We start from the raw sequence: 21023 nt of genomic DNA, 5'->3' as shown, positions 1-21023 counted from the left end.
AATGCGGTGTATCAATCGACATCCCTGTTGAATGTCAGACCGCCTTCGCGAGCAAGCCCGCTCCCACATTTCTGATCTTCAGCGACCTTTGAATTGTGCGACGTTCGCAGACCGGGTTTCGGCTTGCGGCTGACCGGCCACCCCCAGGCGCTCCCCGGTCTTGGCATCGAACAACAGCACTTTCGATGGATCGAATTGCAGGGTCAGGGTCTCGCCCACGGCCGGTGCAACGTCCGGCGCCAGACGGCAGCAGACTTTGGTTTCGTTGAGATTGACGAACACCAGGGTGTCGGGACCGGTTGGCTCGGTGACCTGGACTTCGGCGCGAATGATCGGCAAACCATTCGGCTCGCTACCCGCCAAAACGATCTGCTCCGGGCGCATGCCAAGGATCACTTCACGGTCTTCGAGCCCGGCGTCCTGCATCCCCAATGGCAATTCGCAGCGCGCCTGACCGCTGTCGAGCAGCGCCAGCAGACGACCGTCCTTGCGCTGCAAACGCAGGGGGATGAAGTTCATCGGCGGCGAACCGATGAAGCTCGCCACGAACAGGTTGGCCGGGTTGTTGTAGATGTCTTTCGGCGTACCGAATTGCTGAATGATCCCGTCCTTCATCACCGCCACTTTGTCGCCCAGGGTCATGGCTTCGATCTGGTCGTGGGTCACGTAGACCGTGGTGGTTTTCAGGCGCTGGTGCATCAGTTTCATTTCGGTGCGCATCTCGACGCGCAGCTTGGCGTCGAGGTTGGACAGCGGTTCGTCGAACAGGTAAATCTTCGGCCGCCGCGCCAGGGCACGGCCCATCGCCACGCGCTGTTGCTGGCCACCGGAGAGCTGACCGGGTTTACGGGCGAGCAAATGTTCGATCTGCAACAGCTTGGCCACGCGAGCGACTTCTTCGTCGATTTCGGCAGCTGGCATTTTGCGAATCTTCAGGCCGAACGCGATGTTGTCGCGCACGCTCATCGTCGGGTACAGCGCGTAGGACTGGAACACCATGGCGATGTCACGATCTTTCGGGCTCATGCCGCTGATGTCGGCGTCATCCACCAGGATCGCGCCGCCGCTGATGTTTTCCAGACCGGCGATGCAGTTCATCAGCGTGGATTTACCGCAGCCCGACGGGCCAACCAGGATCAGGAACTCACCGTCATCGATCTTCAGTTCGATGTTTTTCAGGGTGTCCGGCAAACCGGCGCCGTAGGTCTTGTTGACGTTGCGTAATTCGAGAGTTGCCATTGTTCTACCCCTTGACCGCGCCGGACGTCAGCCCACGCAGGAAATACTTGCCAGCGAAAATGTAGACCAGCAGTGTCGGCAGCCCGGCGATCATCGCGGCGGCCATATCAACGTTGTATTCCTTGGCCCCGGTGCTGGTGTTGACCAGGTTGTTCAGGGCCACGGTAATCGGCTGGGCATCGCCACTGGCGAAGACCACGCCGAACAGGAAGTCATTCCAGATCTGAGTGAACTGCCAGATCAGGCAGACCATCACGATCGGGATCGACATCGGCAGCAGGATCTTCCAGAAAATCGTGAAGAAGCCCGCGCCATCAAGGCGTGCAGCCTTGACCAGCGCATCCGGAATGCTCACGTAGTAGTTGCGGAAGAACAGCGTGGTGAACGCCAGGCCGTAGACCACGTGCACCAGCACCAGGCCGGTGGTGGTGTTGGCCAGGCCGAACTTGCCGAGGGTGAACGAGGCTGGCAACAGCACGGTCTGGAACGGCAGGAAGCAGCCGAACAGCAGCAGACCGAAGAACAGTTGCGAACCCCGGAAGCGCCACATCGACAGCACGTAACCGTTCATGGCGCCGATGAAGGTGGAGATCAGAACCGCCGGCACGGTGATTTTCACCGAGTTCCAGAAGTAGCCGCCGACCACGTCCCACGCCTTGATCCAGCCGATGCCGTCAATCACTTGCGGCCAGCTCAGCAGGTTGCCGGTGCGGATGTCTTCCGGGGATTTGAAACTGGTCAGCAGCATCACCACCAGCGGGATCAGGTAGATCGCGGCGGCCAGCAACAGCGTGGCGTAGATGGCGATTCGGCTGAAGCTCAAGGCTGGTTTGCCGAGTTGATTACTCATGGCGTTTGCCTCGCAATTCGGAGTACAGGTACGGCACCAGAATCGCCAGGATCGCGCCCAGCATCATCATGGCGCTGGCCGAACCAATGCCCATCTGGCCACGGCTGAAAGTGAAGGAATACATGAACATCGCGGGCAGGTCGGACGAGTAGCCCGGGCCGCCAGCGGTCATTGCCGCCACCAGGTCGAAGCTCTTGATCGCGATGTGCGCAAGGATCATGAAGGCGCTGAAGAACACCGGGCGCAGGCTCGGCAACACGATTCTCAAATAGATGGTCGGCAGGCTCGCACCGTCGACTTGCGCGGCACGGATGATCGATTGATCGACACCCCGCAGGCCGGCCAGGAACATCGCCATCACAAACCCGGAGGCTTGCCACACGGCGGCGATCACCAGGCAATACACCACGCGATCCTGATCCACCAGCCAGTCGAGACGGAAGCCTTCCCAGCCCCAGTCACGCAGCATCTTGTCCAGGCCCAGCCCTGGGTTGAGCAGCCATTTCCACGCGGTACCGGTAACGATCATCGAGAGCGCCATCGGGTACAGGTAAACGGTGCGGATGAAACCTTCCTTGCGAATGCGCTGATCCAGCAGCACCGCGAGGAACACGCCGAGCACCAGGCTGATGCCGATGAACATGCCACCGAAGACCGCGAGGTTTTTGCTCGCGACCCACCAGCGATCGTTGTCCATCAGGCGGATGTATTGCTGCAGGCCGACCCATTTGTAGCTCGGCATGAAGCTCGAATTGGTGAAGGACAAAACGAATGTCCAGATGATGTAACCGTAAAAACCAACCAGGACGATCAGCATGCTTGGCGCCAAAACCAGTTTGGGGAGCCAGCGCTGCAGTGCGTCGAACGGTGAGGCTTTGCTGAAAACCGCCACAGAGCTCATCGGGATAATCCAGGTGAAGAGAAATGAAATCCGCACGGCGATCCCTTGTGGGAGCGGGCTTGCTCGCGAAAGCGGTGTGTCAGTCGACATCCATGTTGAATGTCAGTCCGTCTTCGCGAGCGAGCCCGCTCCCACATGGGGACACGCGGTGTCAGGGATTACTGGGCGGCTTTGACGGCCGATGCCAGTTGCTTGCTGGCCGTCGCCGGATCAGCATTCTTGTCATTCATGAAGTTGGTCACCACATCGAAAATCGCGCCCTGCACGGCCAGGGAAGTGGCCATGTTGTGCGCCATGCTCGGTTGCAGGCCGCCAGTCTTCTCGTCTGCAAGGAAATCCTTGGCCGCCGCTTGAGCGCAGGAATCGAAGCCCAGACCGCTCATATCGTTAAGCATGTCGGTACGCACCGGGATCGAGCCTTTGTTGATGCTGAAGACTTTCTGGAAGTCTTTGCCCAGCGCGACCTTGGCCAGGTCTTGTTGAGCGGCGATGTCACCTTTGCGATCGGCCTTGAGCTTGAACACCGCCAGGGAATCGATGTTGTAGGTGAAGGCTTTTTCGGTGCCCGGGAATGGCACGCACTGGTAGTCCTTGCCCGCTACTTTCTTGGCAGCGGTCCATTCGCTCTTGGCCCAGTCGCCCATCATCTGCATACCGGCCTTGCCGTTGATGACGTCGGCCGCCGCGATGTTCCAGTCACGACCGGCGCGGTTAGGGTCCATGTAGCCTGTGAGTTTTTTAAGCTCCGCGAACGACTTGGTCATCTCGGCACCCGAAAGGGTTTTCTGATCCAGGTCTACCAGGGCTTTCTTGTAACCGTCAGCGCCCATGACCGAGAGCACCACGTCTTCAAACACGGTGCTGTCCTGCCAAGGCTGGCCACCGTGGGCAAGTGCGATGAAGCCTGCGGCTTTGAGCTTGTCGCCGGCGGCATAGAATTCTTCGAGGGTAGTCGGGGCTTTTTCGATCCCGGCTTTCTTGAAGACTTCCGGGTTGATCCACAGCCAGTTGACGCGGTGAATGTTCACCGGCACGGCGACGTAGTCACCTTCGTACTTGACGGTGTCGGAGACTTTCTTCGACAGCAGGCCATCCCAGCCTTCGGACTTGGAAACCTCTTTGAGGGTGTCGGTGCTGAGCAGGCCAGTGCTGCCCCACTCCTGGATGTCCGGACCTTTGATCTGTGCAACGCCCGGCGGGTTGCCGGCGACGGCGCGGCTTTTGAGTACGGTCATGGCAGTGGAACCGCCGCCACCGGCGACTGCGCCGTCCTTCCAGGTAAAGCCGTCTTTTTCGACTTGGGCCTTCAGGACATCGACCGCAGCCTTTTCACCACCAGAGGTCCACCAGTGAACGACTTCCACCGAACCTTTGGAATCGGCAGCAAGCGTACTCAGCGGGAATGCAGACAGGGGAAGCAGTGAAGCGAGAGAAATGACAGTAGCGAGGCGAGAAATCGCATTCATCTAGTAGTACCTTTCTTGTTGTTATGCATGCAAGTCTGGTGCTTGCGCTGCATAGGATTCTAAACAGGAGTGATCCCTTCGCAGGTAACGAAGGGACGTTCGAATGTCACCACATGGTTACACAGGAGCGCTCTGGGATAACTGTGCCAGGGCAGTCGCCATGCTTGGCGCCAGAGGCAACCGCGGGACCAGTACGGCTTGCCAGGCGTGATAAAGGTCGGGTTTGCCCGCCCAGATATCGGCGCTCGGGCGGTTCTGCGGATCGAGCTCGTGGCGCCAGCTACCGCTTTCGCGATCGATGAAATGGCTGTCGCAGAATTCCCAAAACAGTCGATACCAGCGTTCGTATTGCGCATCTCCGGTGCGTTTAAGCAGCGCGCTGGCGGCGGCGCTGGCTTCGCAATGGGTCCAGTGCAGGCGATGGCGAACCACGGCGCGATTGTCCCAGTCGAGGGTGTAGACAATCCCCGGCGCCCCGTCGACATCCCAGCCGTGACGGCAGTTGTGGTCGAAGAGTTTTTGCGCGTCGCTGGCGAGCCAGCCCGGCGTCAGCATCCCGGCCTTAACCCGCGCCGCTTCGAGATGCAGTATCAGCCGGGCCCATTCGAAACCGTGACCCGGCGTGGTGCCGTAGGGGCGAAAACCATCGGCCGGGTTGTCGTGGTTGTATTCGCGCAAGGGTTGCCAGTCGCGGTCGAAATGCTCGACCACCAGGTAATCGTTGGCAGCGGCGTGACCGTGGATGACGCGCTCGACGATGCGCTGGGCGCGGATCAGCCAGCGGTTGTCGTCAGTGACATCCGCCAACGCAAGAAAGGCTTCGGTGGCGTGCATGTTGCTGTTGGCGCCGCGATAGCTTTCCTCTTCACTCCAGTCGCGGTTGAAGGATTCGCGCATCGCGCCCTCCTCCTCGCTCCAGAAATGCCCGTCGATGATGTGGATGGCATCGTCGAGCAAGGCCTGCGCGCCGGGACGCTGCGCGACAACCGCAGAACTGGCGGCCAGCGCGACAAAGGCGTGCAGGTAAGCGGCTTTATCGGTGTTGCCGTCACGGTGCTCGGGGGCAGCGAACCAGCCGCCATGTTCGGCGTCACGCAATGGGCCGCTGAGGGCTTTGACGCCGTGATCCACCAGCTCGGCGAAACCCGGCAAGCCCTGAATGTGGGCCATGGCGAAGCTGTGGGTCATGCGCGCGGTGTTCATGGTTTCGGCGTGGGCGTTGGCTGGCAGGCAGCCCTTTTCATCAAGATTGCCGAAACCTTCAGGAAGCGTTGAAGCCTTGGCAAACGCCAGCAGGCGCAGGCCTTCGGCGGCGAGCCATTGCTGATGGGCGGGTGCGTTCAGCCAACTGCTGAAAGCGGGTTGGAAGGTGTCCATGGGATGCCTTTTTTTGTTGTTATGACTGGGGGCAGTCTAAACAACGGGCGGTGGCTGGCTTGTAACGAAGGGGGCGAGTGATGTCACCGAGTTGTGACATTCAGCCTGAGGAATGAGTTGAAAGGTCTGACGCCTTCGCGAGCAAGCCCGCTCCCACAGTGGATTTGTATACGACGCAAATCCGCTGTGGGAGCGGGCTTGCTCGCGAAGAACGATAACGCGGTCTAACTAATCAACACTACGAGGCAAATGCAACGTCACCCTCAACCCGCCTTCACGCAAATTCTGCAGGCTGACCTCACCGCCATGGCTATGCGCAATATTTCGCGCAATCCCCAACCCCAACCCATAACCCTGCTGCTGCCCGGCCAGGCGGAAGTGCGGCTCGAACACCTGTTCCATCCGCTGTTCCGGCACGCCGGGCCCTTCATCGTCCACATGCAGGATGAACGCACTCGGGTCGTCGTCAATGTGCAAATGCGCTTTCTGGCCATACTTCAAGGCATTGTCGATCAGGTTGCCGATGCAACGCTTGAGCGCCAGCGGCTTCCCCGGATACGCCGCCAGCGCACGCCCTTGTTGAGTAACGCGACCATTGCCGTTGGGCGCCAGATACGGTTCCACCAGACAATCAAGCACATGGTTGAGGTCCACCGGCTCGATGTTTTCGTGGATGTCGGTGTCTTTCACGCATTGCAGCGCGCCTTTGACCAGCAGCTCCAGCTCATCCAGATCACGGCCGAACTTGGCTTGCAGCGTTTCGTCTTCGAGCAATTCAACGCGTAACCGCAAGCGGGTAATCGGCGTGCGCAAGTCATGAGAAATCGCGCTGAACAACTGGCTGCGCTCGGTCAGGTAACGGCTGATGCGTTCGCGCATCGCATTGAAGGCGCGGCCGACCTCGATCACTTCACTGCCGCCACCCTCGGCCACTGGCTCGACTTCCGCGCCGAGGGACATGTCCCGTGCTGCCCGCGCCAAACGCTTGAGCGGCCGGCTCTGCCAGTGCACCAGCAGGCCAATGAACAACAGCAAGAAGCCGCTGGTGAGCACGATGAACCAGACTTGCTGCGCCGGCAGGCCTTGCTCTTCAAGACTGGTGTAGGGCTCGGGCAACAGTGAGGCGATGTACAGCCACTCGCCCGGTGCCATCTGGATTTGCGTGACCAATACCGGCGGGTTCACCGGCTCCAGGGTCAGCGCGTAATGCGCCCAGGAGCGCGGCAATTCATCGAGTTTCAGACCGCCGTTGAAGATCCGCAGGTCTTCGGGGCTGACGAAGGTCACCGAGATATCAATGTCCTGGCCCAGGGACTGGCGCAACACTTCGTCCACCGCTTTGAGTACGGCTTCCTTGCGCGGGGTGATCGGCAGCACTTCCATGCCCAAGGGTTTGTCGTTGAGCGTCACCACAAAACGGGTGCCGCCCATGCTGCGCAACTGGTCGAGTACCAATGGCCGAAACGCTACTGGCAGAGAGCGGAAGTAACTGACGCTGGCGGTCATCGAATGAGCGAGGCTACGGGCGCTGGTGACCAGCCCTTCAAGCTGGGTGGCGCGCAGTTGCGAGACCCAGATCACGCTCGACAGTGTTTGGGCGAACAACACTGCCAACAGCGTCAGCAACAGCATCCGCCCGAGCAGCGAACGTGGCACGGGAATCCGCGCGGCGAGTTTGCGGAAAAATTCAGTGGCCATTGCTGGCAACCACATTGGCGGCCAGTTGGTAGCCGCTGCCGCGCACGGTACGGATCAGTCGCGGCGGTTTTTCGGTGTCGCGCAGGCGCTGGCGCAACCGGCTGACGGCCATGTCGACGATGCGATCCAGCGGCATCAAATCACGGCCACGGGTGGCGTTGCCGATAGTGTCGCGGTCGAGGATTTCCTGGGGGTGATCGAGGAACAGTTTCAGCAGCGCGAAATCGGCGCCGGAGAGAATCACTTCTTCGCCGTCGATGTGGAACAGGCGATGGCTGACCATGTCCAGCCGCCAGTCATCGAAGGCCAGCACTTCACTGCCGGAACGCTCCTGCCCGAACTGCGCGCGACGCAACAGGGCTTTGATGCGCGCTTGCAATTCACGCGGGCTGAAGGGTTTGCCAAGGTAATCGTCGGCGCCCAATTCCAGACCGATGACGCGGTCGGCCTCGTCGGAGCTGGCGGTGAGCATGATGATCGGCACCTGCGCCTGACGCGGGTGCTGGCGGATCCAGCGGCAGAGGCTGAAGCCGTCTTCGTCCGGCAGCATCACATCGAGGATCACCAGATCGCTCGGCGCCTCGTTCATCGCCTGACGAAAGCCTGCGCCGTCGGGCGTGGTTCGCACCTGAAAACCCGCGCGGGTCAGGTAGGTGTCCAGCAACTCGCGTATCTCTTGATCGTCATCGACCAACAAAATCGACTTGTTGACTGAGCTCACAGGGGCGGCATCCTTGTTGTTTGAATTGGGCGGATTATGCCTTAAGCGCTGATTCTACAAACACCACAAAACCCATGTGGGAGCGGGCTTGCTCGCGAAAGCGGTGTATCAGTCGACATCTCTGTTGAATGTCAGTCCGCATTCGCGAGCAAGCCCGCTCCCACATTTGATCGCATTTCAAGCCTGGTCGAGCGCCACACCCGCGCCAACAAGGCCGGAATACGGCGCCGTCACCAGCCATACCGGGATGCCTTTGAAGTAATCGCTCATGCAACCCTTGTCGGCAAAGCACCGGGCAAAACCGCTTTCAATGAAGAAATCGGCGAACCGTGGAATCACCCCGCCGACGATGTACACACCGCCGCGCGCGCCCGTGGTCAGCACGTTATTGCCGGCCACACGACCCAGCCAGCAGCAGAACTGCTCAAGCACTTCCAGGGCAATTGGATCGCCGGCCAGGCCGGCAGCCGTGATCGCTTCCGGTGTTTCGAGCACAGGTTCATGACCGTCCACCGCACAAATCGCCCGATAGACCCGCGGCAAGCCGCTGCCGCTCAACGCCGTTTCGGCGCTGACATGGCCAATCTCATTGAAGATGTGCTGCCACAACTGAGTTTCCCGCGGACTGCTCAGCGGCAAATCGACGTGACCGCCCTCCCCCGGCAACGCGGCGAAACGACCTTCGCCCAGATCCAGCAAAGTGCCGACACCGAGGCCCGTCCCCGGACCGATCACCACCGCCGGCCGCAACGGTTCCGGCGTGCCTTCGCAGACCACCCGAAACTCGTCCGGCTGCAAACGGGTCATGCCCAGCGCCATGGCCGAGAAGTCGTTGACCAGCAACAGTTGATCCACCTGCAAGGTCTTGCAAAACCCCTTGCGGCTGAGTCGCCAGTGATTGTTGGTGAACTTGAATTCATCACCGCTGACGGGACCGGCCACCGACAGGCACACCGAACCGATCGAACCCGGCGCCAGGCCAAGCCCGCTCAGGTAGAGGGCAATCGCCTCTTCCGGGCTGGCATGGTCGGCCGTTGCCAGCACCTGGATCGATTCCAGCTGCTGGTTTTTCCACAACGCGAAACGTGCGTTGGTCCCACCGATGTCACCGACCAAAGCCAGTTTCAATTAAGCGTCTCCAGGGCAGAAGTAAAGGCGCTGGCGCCCTGCTCTGCGGAGCTGAAGGCCATGCGCATGAAACCAAACAGTTCGCGACCGCTGCCGATGTTATTGCCCAACAGGCCCTTGGCAGGTTCGCGCGCTGCGAATTCTTCGGCGTCCACCTTAAGCTCCAGGGTGCCTTTGACGCCATCGACGCGGATGATATCGCCCTCTTGGACCCGCGCCAAAGCGCCGCCCACATAGGCTTCGGGGCTGACGTGAATCGCCGCCGGGATTTTCCCCGACGCACCGGACATGCGCCCGTCGGTGACCAGCGCCACTTTGAAGCCGCGATCCTGCAGCACGCCGAGGAACGGCGTCATCTTGTGCAGCTCCGGCATGCCGTTGGAGCGCGGGCCCTGGAAGCGCATCACCGCGACAAAATCCTTCTCGAGCAAACCGGCCTTGAACGCATCGGCCAGGTCTTGCTGATCCTGGAACACCATGGCCGGTGCTTCGACGACCTGGTTTTCCAACGCGACAGCGGACACTTTCATCACGCCGCGGCCGAGGTTGCCTTCCATCACCCGCAAGCCGCCCTCTGGCGAGAACGCACGTGCCACCGGACGCAGGATGGTTTCGTCGAGGCTTTCGATCGGGCCTTCGCGCCAGACCAGCTCACCGTTATCAAGGAATGGTTCCACGGTGTAGCGGCTCAGGCCATGACCGAGAACAGTGTTGACGTTTTCGTGCAGCAGCCCGGCTTCCAGCAGTTCGCGGATCAGAAACGACATGCCGCCCGCCGCCTGGAAGTGGTTGATGTCGGCTTTGCCATTCGGGTAGACGTGGCTCAGGGTCGGCACCACCTCGGAGAGGTCGGCCATGTCCTGCCAGGTCAGTTGAATGCCCGCCGCCATGGCGATCGCTGGCATGTGCAGCGTGTGGTTGGTCGAACCGCCGGTGGCGTGCAGGGCCACAATGGAGTTAACCAGCGAACGTTCGTCGACGATTTCGCCGATCGGCATGAAGTCGCCGCTCTGCTTGGTCAGACGCGTGACCTGATGCGCGGCTTCGCGGGTCAGGGCATCACGCAACGGAGTGTTCGGGTTGACGAAAGAGGCGCCCGGCAAGTGCAGGCCCATGACTTCCATCAGCAACTGGTTGGTGTTGGCGGTGCCGTAAAAGGTGCAGGTACCCGGGCTATGGTAGGACTTCATCTCCGATTCCAGCAGCTCTTCGCGGCTGGCCTTGCCTTCGGCATAACGCTGGCGCACATCGGCCTTCTGCTTGTTGGAAATGCCCGAGACCATCGGCCCGCCCGGCACGAAGATCGTTGGCAGATGACCGAAACGCAACGCGCCCATCATCAGGCCCGGGACGATCTTGTCGCAGATGCCGAGCATCAGCGCGCCGTCGAACATGTTGTGAGACAGCGCCACGGCAGTGGACAGGGCAATCACTTCGCGGCTCGGCAGGCTCAGTTCCATGCCTGGCTCGCCCTGGGTCACGCCATCGCACATAGCGGGGGTGCCGCCGGCGAACTGGCCGACGGAGCCGATTTCGCGCAGGGCCTTTTTGATCTGTTCAGGAAAGACTTCGTACGGCTGATGCGCCGAGAGCATGTCGTTATAGGACGAAACAATCGCAATGTTCGCGGAGTTCATCATCCGCAGACTGTTCTTGTCGTCGGTGCCGCAACCGGCCACGCCGTGGGCGAAGTTGGCGCATTGCAGCTTGCCGCGCATGGGACCGTCGCTGGCAGCACCACGAATCAGTGCAAGGTAAGCCTCACGCGTGGCGCGGCTGCGGGCGATAAGCCGTTCGGTGACCTCAAGGACGCGGGGATGCATGTTTAGAACTCCAGGCTAACGGATGTGGCGACCTGATTGTCTATGCTGATCAAGAGCCGTTGTCGATGGGATGACAGACGGTTTTCTTGATCGGTCGGACCAGTTGATTCAGGTCACTCGTTGTAGATTGAACAAAATATTGCCATTAAAAAGGCTTGTTTTCTATTTTTATGCGAATAATCTTGTAATTCCAACAACAAAACGACGGCGGCCCTGTTAAATGACTCTTCGAATCGCAATCAATGGTTTTGGCCGAATTGGCCGTAACGTCCTGCGCGCACTGTATACCCAAGGTTATCGCCAGGATCTGCAGATCGTTGCCATCAATGACCTGGGCGACAGCGCGATGAACGCTCATCTGCTCAAGTACGACACTGTTCACGGCACGTTCGATGCCGATGTCCAGCATGATATGGAAAGCCTGACCGTCAACGGTGACCGTATTTCTGTCAGCGCCATTCGCAACCCGGCCGAGTTGCCGTGGGCTGCCGAGCAGATCGACGTCGTATTCGAATGCACCGGTTTGTTCACCGACCGTGCCAAAGCCGCCGCGCATATTACGGCCGGCGCACGCAAAGTGATCATCTCCGCCCCGGCCAAAGGTGCCGACGCCACGGTGGTGTATGGCGTTAACCACGACATTCTGCGCCAATCGCACCAGATCATTTCCAATGCGTCGTGCACTACCAACTGCCTGGCCCCGGTGGCCCAGGTGTTGCACCGCGAGCTGGGAATCGAAAGCGGCCTGATGACCACAATTCACGCCTACACCAACGATCAGCACCTGACCGACGTCTATCATGTCGATCCGTATCGTGCGCGCTCGGCCACCCAGAACATGATTCCGAGCAAAACCGGCGCGGCTGAAGCGGTCGGTCTGGTGCTGCCGGAACTGGCGGGCAAACTGACCGGCATGTCGGTACGCGTGCCGGTCATCAACGTGTCGCTGGTGGACCTGACCGTGCAACTCAAGCGCGAAGCGTCGGCCGATGAAGTGAACGCGCTGCTGAAAGAAGCCAGCCAGCATTCGAAAATTCTCGGTTACAACACCCTGCCGCTGGTCTCCAGCGACTTCAATCACAACCCGCTGTCGTCGATCTTTGACGCCAACCACACCAAGTCCAGCGGCAAGCTGCTCAAGGTGCTGGCCTGGTACGACAACGAATGGGGCTTCTCCAACCGCATGCTCGATAACTGCCTGGCGCTGTGCAACGCTGAATAACCCGCCGTGAAAAAGCAGGAGCAGCACCGATGATCGGTATCAGCTTTACGCAAAAGACCATGGCAGCGCGCAAACGTATTGCCTTGGTCGCCCATGACCATTGCAAAGTGTTTTTGCTGGACTGGGCCGAGCGGCAGAAAGACCGGCTCGCACAGCATGAACTGGTCGCCACCGGCACCACCGGGTTGTTGCTGCAACAACGCCTGGATTTGCCTGTGGAGAGCATGATCAGCGGCCCATTGGGCGGCGACCAGCAACTCGGTGCGCGAATCGCCGAGCAGCGGGTCGACATGCTGGTGTTCTTCTGGGACCCGTTCGAACCACAGCCGCACGACCCGGACATCAAGGCGTTATTGCGCGTCGCGGCGGTCTGGAACATTCCCGTCGCCTGCAACGAATGCAGCGCCGACTACCTGCTCAGCAGCCCGATGATGGAGCAGGCGCACGAACATCGGATCCCCGATTACGCGACCTATCTGCTGGGCCGCGCCTAAACCTTCACAAATCAATACTTGACCACTCGAGCGGATGATAAGCATTATCATTCGCTCGAAATGGATCAGGTCCTCCCGTGAGTCAATCTCGCTTCAATCACGTCTTCATCGCCCAGCGAGTCTCTCTGCTGCGCACATTGGAGCGGATAGTCAACAATCACAGCACCGCCGAAGACCTCCTTCAGGAGACCTACCTGCGAGTGACCCGGGCGCTTAGTGAGCGGGCCATCGATCACCTTGAACCCTTCGTTTTCCAGACCGCTCGCAACCTGGCGCTGGACCATTTGCGCGCGCGGCGCATCCAGTCCCGCACGATGCTCGACGACGTGCCGCTGGACGTGGTGGAAAGCGTCGCCGCCCCCGCCAGCAGTGCGGAAGACGCCGCCCATGCCGAACAATTGCTCGAGCGTTTGAACGTGAGCCTCAATGAACTCAGCGCCCGTCAGCAGCAGATTTTCATCCTCAGCCGTCTGCACGGGCACAGCTATCTGGAGATCGCCGAGAAACTTGGCGTGTCATTGAGTACCGTGCAAAAGGAGCTGAAATTGATCATGGCGATCTGCATCGGCGTGGCCGAACGGTTAAACGGCGACTGAGTCTGTAGGTTAATTCTCTACGTGTGAGGATGACCTGCACTGACTATCGGGCTTTGCTACCCTGCCCCACTTTCAAGCTTCATTAAAAAAACAGCGGTGCCAAGACACTGCCGAGGAAACACCGTGACGGACACTCTTCCAGTGCCTCCCCCCGCCCCCTCTCCGCCTTCCCCGGCGCAGGACCCTGCAAGTGCGATGGACCAGGCCCTGGACTGGCTGATCGTGCTGGACAATCCGAACGAAGAACAGACTCGACAGTTTCACGACTGGCTGGCCGCCCATCCGTTGCATGCCGAGGCGTTCGCCAAGGCGAAAGCAATCTGGGAGGGCTCGCAGGTCGTGCAATGCGCGCAAACCCTGGCCGCCCGACCGCCGAAAGTGACCGCCCTGTCGCGCCTGCGACCGCACTGGAAACCCTTGGCCACCGCCGCCGTGCTGATCCTCGGTTTGTTCAGCTTCAGCAATCTGCCAATTCGCCTGCAGGCCGATCACCTGACCGTGGTCGGTGAACGCCAGCGGCTGCAACTGGAGGACGGCTCGAAGGTCCTGCTCAATACCAATTCGGCCTTCTCCAGCACCATCAACGATCAACAGCGCGTGGCCCGTTTGTATCAGGGCGAGGCATTTTTCGAGGTCGCGGCCGATCGCGGCCAGCCGCTGGAAATCGACGCCGGGCCGGTCAAGGCCAGCGTGCGGGACACAGCCTTTGCGGTGCGTTATCTGGACGGTGTGGCACAGGTTCGGGTGCAGCGTGGGGATGTCGACTTGCGAGCGACCCGCGACGACGCGCGAATTCGCTTGTCCGCCGGACAAAGCATCCGCATCGGCCCCAACGGTTTCGATCGTCCCGCCAAACTCGATGCCGCGACCGACCTGGCGTGGGTCCAGGGTCGACTGGTGTTCGAAAACTGCCCGCTGAGCCAGGTGCTGGCGGAGCTGCGTCGTTACTACCCCGGCTGGATCATCAACAACAACGAGCAGTTGGCCGACATCACCGTCACCGGCAACTACCGCCTCGACCAACCGTTAGACGTGGTCCGCTCGCTGGCCCACATCACCTCGGCGCGGCTCCAGGAATTCCCGGCGCTGGTGATTTTGAACTAATTGAGAACGCCCCCTAGATGAGAATTATTTTTACTCGATAGCCAAACCCCGTACGTCTCGTTATAGCCAATGCAATTGATTCGCATCTTCAGGTGCCAATCAGCACCTATAAAGATTCGTGCGACACGGAGCGCTATCGATGTCCTCTCGCCTTACCCGCCAACCTTCTTCACCTTCTCGCGTGCTGTCGCTGCTGACCGCCGCCATCCTGATGGCCGGCAGCACGCAGCTCTACGCCGCCACCGCGGCAGAGCAACCGACCCGCAACATGGGCGATTACGCGTTCGCCATCCCTCAGCAGTCATTGGTCTCGGCACTCAATGCCTTTACCGCCGTGACCGGTTGGCAAGTCGGCTTGCCGGCAGAACTGGCTGAGGGCGTGGCCTCGCCGGGCGTGCGGGGTTCGCTGCCGCCAGAGAAAGCCCTCGATCGCCTGTTGGTGGGGACCAACCTGAGCTATCGCAAACTGGGCACCAATAACATCGTGCTGGAGAAGCGCAGCAACAGCAGCGCGCTCAACCTGGACCAGGTGACCATCAGCGCCACTCGCCAGGAACAAAGCATCGCCAGCGTGCCGAGCACCGTCACCGTTCACACCCGTGAAGAGCTGGACCGCAACAACGTCAATACCATCAAGGATCTGGTGCGCTACGAACCGGGCGTCTCGGTGGGCGGTGCCGGGACCCGCGGCGGAATCAGCGGCTACAACATTCGCGGCATCGACGGCGACCGGATCCTGACCCAAATCGACGGCGTCGAGATTCCGAACGGCTTCTTCAACGGCCCGTATGCCAAAACCCAGCGTAACTACGTCGACCCGGAAATCATCAAGCGCGTCGAGATTCTGCGCGGCCCGGCCTCGGTGCTCTACGGCAGCAACGCCATCGGCGGCGCCGTCAGCTATTTCACCCTCGACCCGGACGACATCATCAAGCCCGGCCAAGACGTCGGCGCTCGCCTGAAGACCGGGTACAGCTCCGCTGACGAAAGCTGGCTGAAGTCCGCCACCGTCGCCGGCCGCGCCGATCAGTTCGATGGCTTGCTGCATTACAGCCAGCGCGATGGTCACGAAACCGATTCCTTTGGCAGCAACAACGGCACCGGCCTGGACCGTACCGCGGCCAACCCGGAAGACGTGCGAGCCACCAACGTATTGGCCAAGATTGGCTGGAACTACAATGAAAGCTCACGCCTTGGCCTGACCTACGAGAAGTACAAGGACGATCGCGACACCGATCAGAAAAGCGCTTACGGCGGCCCGTACTTCAACGGCCAGCCGACGATCCCGAACAGCGTGCTGCCCGGCGGCATGTACCAGTGGCGCACCGGCAACGACACCATTACCCGTGAGCGTTTCGGCCTGGAACACAGCGTCGCACTCGACAGCCTGCTGGCAGACAACGTCAAGTGGAGCCTGAACCATCAGATCGCCAAAACCGATCAGAGCACCGAAGAATTCTATTTCCCGATGACCCGTAGAGTGCTGCGCACCCGCGACACGCTTTACGAAGAGAAACAATGGGTCTTCGATGCCCAACTGGATAAAGCCTTCAACATCGCTGACACCGGGCACTTGCTGACTTATGGCACCACTATCAAGCAACAGAAAGTCACCGGCTCGCGCAGCGGCGACGGCAAGTGCCTGGCGGTCGGTCGCGGCTGTACGGCCGTCGGCGCGACCAGCGCGGCTGATGTGCTGAAAAAATCCAGCGACTTCCCGGACCCGACCATCAATACCTACAGCCTGTTCGCCCAGGATCAGATCAGCTGGAACAAGTGGACCTTCCTGCCGGGCCTGCGCTACGACTACACCCAGCTCAAGCCGCACATCACCCAGGAATTCCTCAATACCGTGGCCGCCGACGGTCGCGGAACCGTCAGCGATAAGAACAAAACCTGGCACAAAGTTTCACCCAAGTTCGGCCTGACTTACGCCCTGACCGATCAGTACACCTGGTATGGCCAGTACGCTGAAGGTTTCCGCACGCCAACCGCCAAGGCGTTGTACGGGCGCTTCGAGAACACCACCACCGGCTATAGCGTGGCGCCGAACCCGGACCTGGAACCGGAAAAAAGCAAAAGCTACGAAACCGGTCTGCGCGGCAACTTCGAGTCCGGCTCGTTCGATGTGGCGGTGTTCTATAACAAGTACCGCGACTTCATTAACGAAGACGCGGTCACTCCTGGTTACAGCGAGCTGACCTTCCAGAGCAACAACATCAAACACGCGACCATCAAGGGCGCAGAGATCAAGGGCCGCCTGAACCTCGACGCGTTCGGCACACCGCAAGGTCTCTACACCCAGGGCTCGGTGGCCTACGCCTACGGCCGCAACAACGACACCGGCGAGCCGATCAATAGCGTCAACCCGCTGACCGGTGTATTCGGTCTCGGTTATGACCAGGACAACTATGGCGGCTTGCTCAGCTGGACGCTGGTGAAGAAGAAGGATCGCGTCGACGACAGCAACTTCAAGTCGCCGGACGGTGTGAGCAGCCAGTTCAAATCGCCGGGCTTCGGCGTGCTCGATCTGACCGGCTTCTACAAAGTCACCGACGACGTAACCGTCAGCGCTGGCGTCTACAACCTGACCGACAAAAAGTACTGGCTGTGGGATGACGTGCGCGGTTACGACAGCGTCGGCGAAGCGGCAGTGCTGAGCCCGGCCAACCTCGATCGCCTGACCCAACCGGGTCGCAACTTCGCGGTCAATCTGGTCTGGGATATCTGACCCTGCCACCTCGTTGCGCTGCTTTTAGAGAAGTGGCGCAGTGAGGTTTTTTTACTGTCACGCACCTTGTTGTTCGTCTCGTTACCAAGCGCCTCTTTTTCTCAAGGATTTCCCATGCCCCCTCAGGACACTGCTCAACGCCCTGCTCTGCGTTCGCAACGTTTGAACCAGATCACCCACGAGCCTCATACCAGGCTTGATGCCTTGGTCAAAGCCCACGCACCGTTTGAAGCCCAGGCCAACTTCGCGCGGTTCGTGGTGGCGCAGTATTTGTTTCAGTCGGAACTGGTGTCGCTGTACAACGATGCCGAATTGACCGCCATCGTCCCGGACCTGCCTGCCCGCTGCCGTGCTGAAGCGGCCAAGGCTGACCTGGCTGATCTGGAAACCGAAGTGCCGCCCCCCGTCGCCGGGGCGGTGAAAAATCCAGCCAAAGCCGAGGCGCTGGGTTGGCTGTTCGTGTCGGAAGGCTCGAAACTTGGCGCGGCGTTTTTGATTAAGCGTGCTGTAGCGCTTGGGTTAAGCGAAACCTTCGGAGCTCGTCATCTCGGTGAACCGGCCGGTGGTCGCGCTGAAGGCTGGAAGCGCTTCGTCAAAACCCTCGACGGGCTGGAACTCAGCGCACAAGAAGAAGCCGAGCTGGATAAAGGCGCAATCGACGCGTTCAACCGCTTTACCGTGTTGCTGGACCAGGCTTACACCCCAGAACTCGCCTGAAGAAATATATCCCCCCTGTGGGAGCGAGCCTGCTCGCGATAGCGGCTTAATATTCAACAGAGATGTTGAATGGTAAATCGCTATCGCGAGCAGGCTCACTCCCACAGGGTTTGAGCAGGTCTTCCAAATTCCGATCTTGCCTCTTACGACCTCCCATGCCTGCCTCCTCAAAACTCGCCCGTTTACTCTTTCGCCTGCTCGCCTACATCAGCCTGGCCATCGGCCTGATCGCCATTGTCGTACCCGGCCTGCCGACCACCGAGTTCATCCTGCTGGCCGCCTGGGCCGCGACCAAAAGTTCGCCGCGCCTGAGTGCCTGGCTGGAAAACCATCGGCTGTTCGGTTCCATCCTGCGCAACTGGCGCAACGGCAAAATCATCGCCCGCCGAGCCAAGGTCAGCGCCACCGTGAGCATGCTGCTGTGCGCCGGGTTGATGCTGGTGATGCTCGATCCTGGCTGGCCGATCTTTCTGGCGATTGCCGGCATGAGCCTGGGCAATCTGTGGATCTGGTCGCGGCCGGAATCATTGCCGACAATTTCCTGAATTTCTGTCCTTTTCAGGGCATTTTCCTGCGCAAACGTTCACCTGCTACCGTTCGTCGGCTTCGCGTTCATGCAACCCCTGCCCACGCCGATGAGCATTAAATGGCGCTGAATGGACTTGGCGAATTGGGTCGATCCCGACTCACAGCCAACACCTCATTCATTCGCGAGCTCGTCCTATGTTCGACTCTCTCTCCATCCGCCTGAAAATCGTCCTGCTGTCCGGTCTGTGCCTGCTGGGCGTGGTCGTCCTGATCGTCGGCATGAACATCTACCAGACCGATCAGAACGATGAACTGGTCAGCGCCTCCAGCAGCAACATGCTCACCGCCAGCGTGCAGAACCTGCTCCAGGCCAAGGCCGCCGAGCATGCAGTGCGGGTGCAGAAGACCTTCGGTGAAAGCCTGCTGGTGGTGACCGCCCTGGCCGATCAGATCAAGGACATGCGCACCATGGCGAGCACGCGCTCCCTTGAGGCCGGCGCCCTGCGTGAAGAGTTGAACCAGAGCCTGAAAACCGCCTTCGAGCGCAACAGTAAAGTGCTCGGCATCTGGCTGGCATTCGAACCCAATGGCCTCGACGGCAAGGACAGCGAGTTCGCCAACGATGCCGTTCGCCAATCCAACGAAGCCGGTCGTTTCGCCAGTTACTGGAGCCGTGCCGGCGGTGTCGGGATCAACACGATCATGGTCGAAGACGACATGACCAAAACCACCTTGAGCCTCAGCGGCACGCCCTATAACAGCTGGTACACCTGCCCTCGCGACAGCAAGCGCACCTGCCTGCTGGACCCGTATGCCGACACTGTCGCCGGCAAGGAAATGCTGATGACCACCATTTCCGTACCGCTACTGGTGGATGGCAAATCCATCGGTGTGGTCGGTGTGGACATCGCCCTCGACGCGCTGCAAGCGGCGGCTGTCGACTCCCAACGCGATCTGTTCAACAGCGCCGGGCACATGCTGATTGTCTCCGGCAGCGGCGTACTCGCCGGTTACAGCGTCGACGCGAGCAAGGTCGGTAAAAGCATCGGCGACACCCTGGGCGCAGACGGCAAGGACGTTCTGCAATTGCTCAGCGCTGGCACGCCGAAGATTCTCGAACAGGGCGACCTGATCCGAGCGGTATACCCGGTCAGTCCGATTGCCGAGTCCAAAGCCTGGGGCGTGGTGATCGACCTGCCGAAACACGTGTTGCTGGCCGACTCGGTCAAGTTGCAAGCCGTACTCGATGACGCCCAGCAAAGCGGCACGATCAAAGCCGTTTTGGTGGCGGTGATTGCCGGCATGGTCGGGCTGTTGCTGATCTGGCTCACGGCGTCCGGCGTGACCCGGCCGATCAACAGCGTGGCCGAGATGCTCAAGGCGATTGCCAGCGGCGACGGCGACCTGACCCAGCGTCTGCACTACAGCAAGAAAGACGAACTGGGCGAACTGGTGAGCTGGTTCAACCGCTTCCTCGACAAGCTGCAACCGACCATCGCGCAGATCAAACAAAGCATCACCGATGCGCGCGGCACCGCCGACCAGTCTTCGGAAATCGCCCGCCAGACCAGCGAAGGCATGCAAGTGCAGTTCCGCGAAATCGACCAGGTCGCCACGGCGTCCAACGAAATGAGCGCCACCGCCCACGACGTCGCCAACAGTGCCTCGAACGCGGCTAACGCGGCCAAGGGTGCCGACCAGTCGGCCCGCGACGGCATGCAGATCATCGAACGCAGCACCCGCGACATCAATCAACTGGCCGACGAAGTCAGTAAGGCGGTGACCGAAGTCGAAGCGTTGGCGGTCAACAGCGAGCAGATCGGCTCGGTGCTGGAGGTGATCCGCAGCATCGCCGAACAAACCAACCTGCTGGCGCTCAACGCGGCGATTGAAGCGGCGCGGGCCGGCGAGAGCGGTCGCGGGTTTGCGGTGGTCGCCGATGAAGTACGCAACCTGGCCAAACGCACCCAGGACTCGGTGGAAGAAATCCGCATCGTGATCGAACGCATCCAGACCGGCACTCGCGGCGTGGTGGCCACGATGCATTCGAGCCAGACCCAGGCTCACAGCAACGCCGGGCAGATCCAGCAAGCGGTGCAGGCCTTGAGCAAAATCAGCGACGCGGTGACGGTCATCAGCGACATGAACCTGCAAATCGCCAGCGCCGCCGAACAGCAAAGCGCCGTGGCCGAAGAGGTCAACCGCAACGTCTCGGCGATCCGCACCGTCACCGAAACCCTGACCGGCCAGGCCACCGAATCGGCGCAGATCAGCAGCCACCTCAACTCGCTGACCTCGCATCAAATGAAATTGATGGATCAGTTTCGGGTGTAATACAACTTCCATGACCGCAGAAAATCCCCTGTGGGAGCGGGCTTGCTCGCGAAGGCGTAGTGTCAGTCGATATCAATGTTGCTGACCTACCGCC

Annotated in this window: 17 protein-coding genes and 1 pseudogene; 9 read left to right on the top strand and 9 right to left on the bottom strand. The window is 60.3% G+C overall.

All coding sequences use genetic code 11. From position 1 onward, the window contains the following. Nucleotides 1-78: 78 nt before the first annotated feature. The 9 genes from KGB03_RS28705 to edd form a co-directional block, all read right to left on the bottom strand. Complete coding sequence (locus tag KGB03_RS28705) at nucleotides 79-1239, bottom strand: ABC transporter ATP-binding protein (RefSeq protein WP_111451465.1); 1161 nt, start codon at nucleotides 1237-1239, stop codon at nucleotides 79-81. A gap of 4 nt (nucleotides 1240-1243) precedes the next feature. Beyond that, nucleotides 1244-2089 (bottom strand): carbohydrate ABC transporter permease, encoded by an 846-nt coding sequence (locus tag KGB03_RS28700; protein ID WP_111451464.1) that lies wholly within the window; start codon nucleotides 2087-2089, stop codon nucleotides 1244-1246. Continuing rightward, nucleotides 2082-2990 carry a carbohydrate ABC transporter permease gene (locus KGB03_RS28695; protein WP_008155860.1) on the bottom strand — a complete coding sequence of 303 codons (909 nt, stop codon included), beginning with the start codon at nucleotides 2988-2990 and terminating at the stop codon, nucleotides 2082-2084. The genes KGB03_RS28700 and KGB03_RS28695 overlap by 8 nt, the downstream gene beginning before the upstream one ends. Nucleotides 2991-3148: 158 nt before the next feature. Then, nucleotides 3149-4456: an ABC transporter substrate-binding protein gene (locus tag KGB03_RS28690; RefSeq protein WP_218539082.1), complete on the bottom strand. Its 1308-nt coding sequence runs from the start codon at nucleotides 4454-4456 to the stop codon at nucleotides 3149-3151. 117 nt (nucleotides 4457-4573) lie between these two features. Continuing rightward, complete coding sequence (locus KGB03_RS28685; RefSeq protein WP_223530600.1) at nucleotides 4574-5833, bottom strand: AGE family epimerase/isomerase; 1260 nt, start codon at nucleotides 5831-5833, stop codon at nucleotides 4574-4576. 228 nt (nucleotides 5834-6061) lie between these two features. Then, nucleotides 6062-7531, bottom strand: a complete 1470-nt coding sequence (locus tag KGB03_RS28680) for an ATP-binding protein (RefSeq protein WP_111451461.1) — start codon at nucleotides 7529-7531, stop codon at nucleotides 6062-6064. Beyond that, complete coding sequence (locus tag KGB03_RS28675) at nucleotides 7521-8252, bottom strand: response regulator (protein WP_008155851.1); 732 nt, start codon at nucleotides 8250-8252, stop codon at nucleotides 7521-7523. The genes KGB03_RS28680 and KGB03_RS28675 overlap by 11 nt, the downstream gene beginning before the upstream one ends. Before the next feature lie 177 nt (nucleotides 8253-8429). Beyond that, the gene (locus KGB03_RS28670) at nucleotides 8430-9380 is read right to left on the bottom strand and encodes a glucokinase (protein ID WP_111451460.1); all 951 of its coding nucleotides are present in this window, start codon (nucleotides 9378-9380) and stop codon (nucleotides 8430-8432) included. Continuing rightward, the gene (edd, locus tag KGB03_RS28665; RefSeq protein WP_111451459.1) at nucleotides 9377-11203 is read right to left on the bottom strand and encodes a phosphogluconate dehydratase; all 1827 of its coding nucleotides are present in this window, start codon (nucleotides 11201-11203) and stop codon (nucleotides 9377-9379) included. Before edd ends, KGB03_RS28670 begins: the two co-directional genes overlap by 4 nt. Nucleotides 11204-11423: 220 nt before the next feature. Between edd and gap the strand changes: the two genes are divergently transcribed. From gap to KGB03_RS31475, 9 genes and pseudogenes are all read left to right on the top strand, one after another. After that, nucleotides 11424-12425, top strand: a complete 1002-nt coding sequence (gene gap, locus KGB03_RS28660) for a type I glyceraldehyde-3-phosphate dehydrogenase (RefSeq protein WP_008155846.1) — start codon at nucleotides 11424-11426, stop codon at nucleotides 12423-12425. A 29-nt stretch (nucleotides 12426-12454) separates the two neighbouring features. Continuing rightward, nucleotides 12455-12919 carry a methylglyoxal synthase gene (locus tag KGB03_RS28655; protein WP_008155845.1) on the top strand — a complete coding sequence of 155 codons (465 nt, stop codon included), beginning with the start codon at nucleotides 12455-12457 and terminating at the stop codon, nucleotides 12917-12919. Nucleotides 12920-12996: 77 nt separating this feature from the next. Then, complete coding sequence (locus KGB03_RS28650) at nucleotides 12997-13515, top strand: RNA polymerase sigma factor (RefSeq protein WP_111451458.1); 519 nt, start codon at nucleotides 12997-12999, stop codon at nucleotides 13513-13515. Nucleotides 13516-13710: 195 nt separating this feature from the next. After that, entirely contained in the window at nucleotides 13711-14619 is a 909-nt protein-coding gene (locus tag KGB03_RS28645) for a FecR family protein (RefSeq protein ID WP_223530597.1), read from the top strand. A 139-nt stretch (nucleotides 14620-14758) separates the two neighbouring features. Then, nucleotides 14759-17350 carry a TonB-dependent receptor gene (locus KGB03_RS28640; protein ID WP_223530595.1) on the top strand — a complete coding sequence of 864 codons (2592 nt, stop codon included), beginning with the start codon at nucleotides 14759-14761 and terminating at the stop codon, nucleotides 17348-17350. 114 nt (nucleotides 17351-17464) lie between these two features. Next, on the top strand, nucleotides 17465-18067 hold the full coding sequence (locus KGB03_RS28635; RefSeq protein ID WP_223530593.1) for a biliverdin-producing heme oxygenase: 603 nt from the start codon (nucleotides 17465-17467) through the stop codon (nucleotides 18065-18067). 155 nt (nucleotides 18068-18222) lie between these two features. Beyond that, nucleotides 18223-18612 carry a YbaN family protein gene (locus KGB03_RS28630; RefSeq protein ID WP_223530591.1) on the top strand — a complete coding sequence of 130 codons (390 nt, stop codon included), beginning with the start codon at nucleotides 18223-18225 and terminating at the stop codon, nucleotides 18610-18612. Nucleotides 18613-18790: 178 nt separating this feature from the next. Beyond that, nucleotides 18791-20023: pseudogene (locus KGB03_RS31480) on the top strand (chemotaxis protein); the annotation flags it as partial. A 150-nt stretch (nucleotides 20024-20173) separates the two neighbouring features. After that, on the top strand, nucleotides 20174-20929 hold the full coding sequence (locus KGB03_RS31475) for a methyl-accepting chemotaxis protein (RefSeq protein ID WP_371917827.1): 756 nt from the start codon (nucleotides 20174-20176) through the stop codon (nucleotides 20927-20929). Nucleotides 20930-21023: the final 94 nt, after the last annotated feature.

The organism is Pseudomonas sp. BF-B-26, assembly GCF_019956495.1.
GTDB lineage: Bacteria > Pseudomonadota > Gammaproteobacteria > Pseudomonadales > Pseudomonadaceae > Aquipseudomonas.
Note: the sequence above shows the minus strand (reverse complement) of the source record. Positions and strands in the feature narration are given on the sequence as shown.

Coding starts and splice junctions, on each gene's coding strand:
- KGB03_RS28700 (WP_111451464.1), bottom strand. CDS start 2,089: ATGAGTAATCAACTCGGCAAACCAGCCTTGAGCTTCAGCCGAATCGCC.
- KGB03_RS31475 (WP_371917827.1), top strand. CDS start 20,174: ATGCAAGTGCAGTTCCGCGAAATCGACCAGGTCGCCACGGCGTCCAAC.
- KGB03_RS28695 (WP_008155860.1), bottom strand. CDS start 2,990: ATGAGCTCTGTGGCGGTTTTCAGCAAAGCCTCACCGTTCGACGCACTG.
- KGB03_RS28685 (WP_223530600.1), bottom strand. CDS start 5,833: ATGGACACCTTCCAACCCGCTTTCAGCAGTTGGCTGAACGCACCCGCC.
- KGB03_RS28645 (WP_223530597.1), top strand. CDS start 13,711: ATGGACCAGGCCCTGGACTGGCTGATCGTGCTGGACAATCCGAACGAA.
- KGB03_RS28640 (WP_223530595.1), top strand. CDS start 14,759: ATGTCCTCTCGCCTTACCCGCCAACCTTCTTCACCTTCTCGCGTGCTG.
- KGB03_RS28635 (WP_223530593.1), top strand. CDS start 17,465: ATGCCCCCTCAGGACACTGCTCAACGCCCTGCTCTGCGTTCGCAACGT.
- gap (WP_008155846.1), top strand. CDS start 11,424: ATGACTCTTCGAATCGCAATCAATGGTTTTGGCCGAATTGGCCGTAAC.
- KGB03_RS28630 (WP_223530591.1), top strand. CDS start 18,223: ATGCCTGCCTCCTCAAAACTCGCCCGTTTACTCTTTCGCCTGCTCGCC.
- KGB03_RS28680 (WP_111451461.1), bottom strand. CDS start 7,531: ATGGCCACTGAATTTTTCCGCAAACTCGCCGCGCGGATTCCCGTGCCA.
- edd (WP_111451459.1), bottom strand. CDS start 11,203: ATGCATCCCCGCGTCCTTGAGGTCACCGAACGGCTTATCGCCCGCAGC.
- KGB03_RS28690 (WP_218539082.1), bottom strand. CDS start 4,456: ATGAATGCGATTTCTCGCCTCGCTACTGTCATTTCTCTCGCTTCACTG.
- KGB03_RS28655 (WP_008155845.1), top strand. CDS start 12,455: ATGATCGGTATCAGCTTTACGCAAAAGACCATGGCAGCGCGCAAACGT.
- KGB03_RS28705 (WP_111451465.1), bottom strand. CDS start 1,239: ATGGCAACTCTCGAATTACGCAACGTCAACAAGACCTACGGCGCCGGT.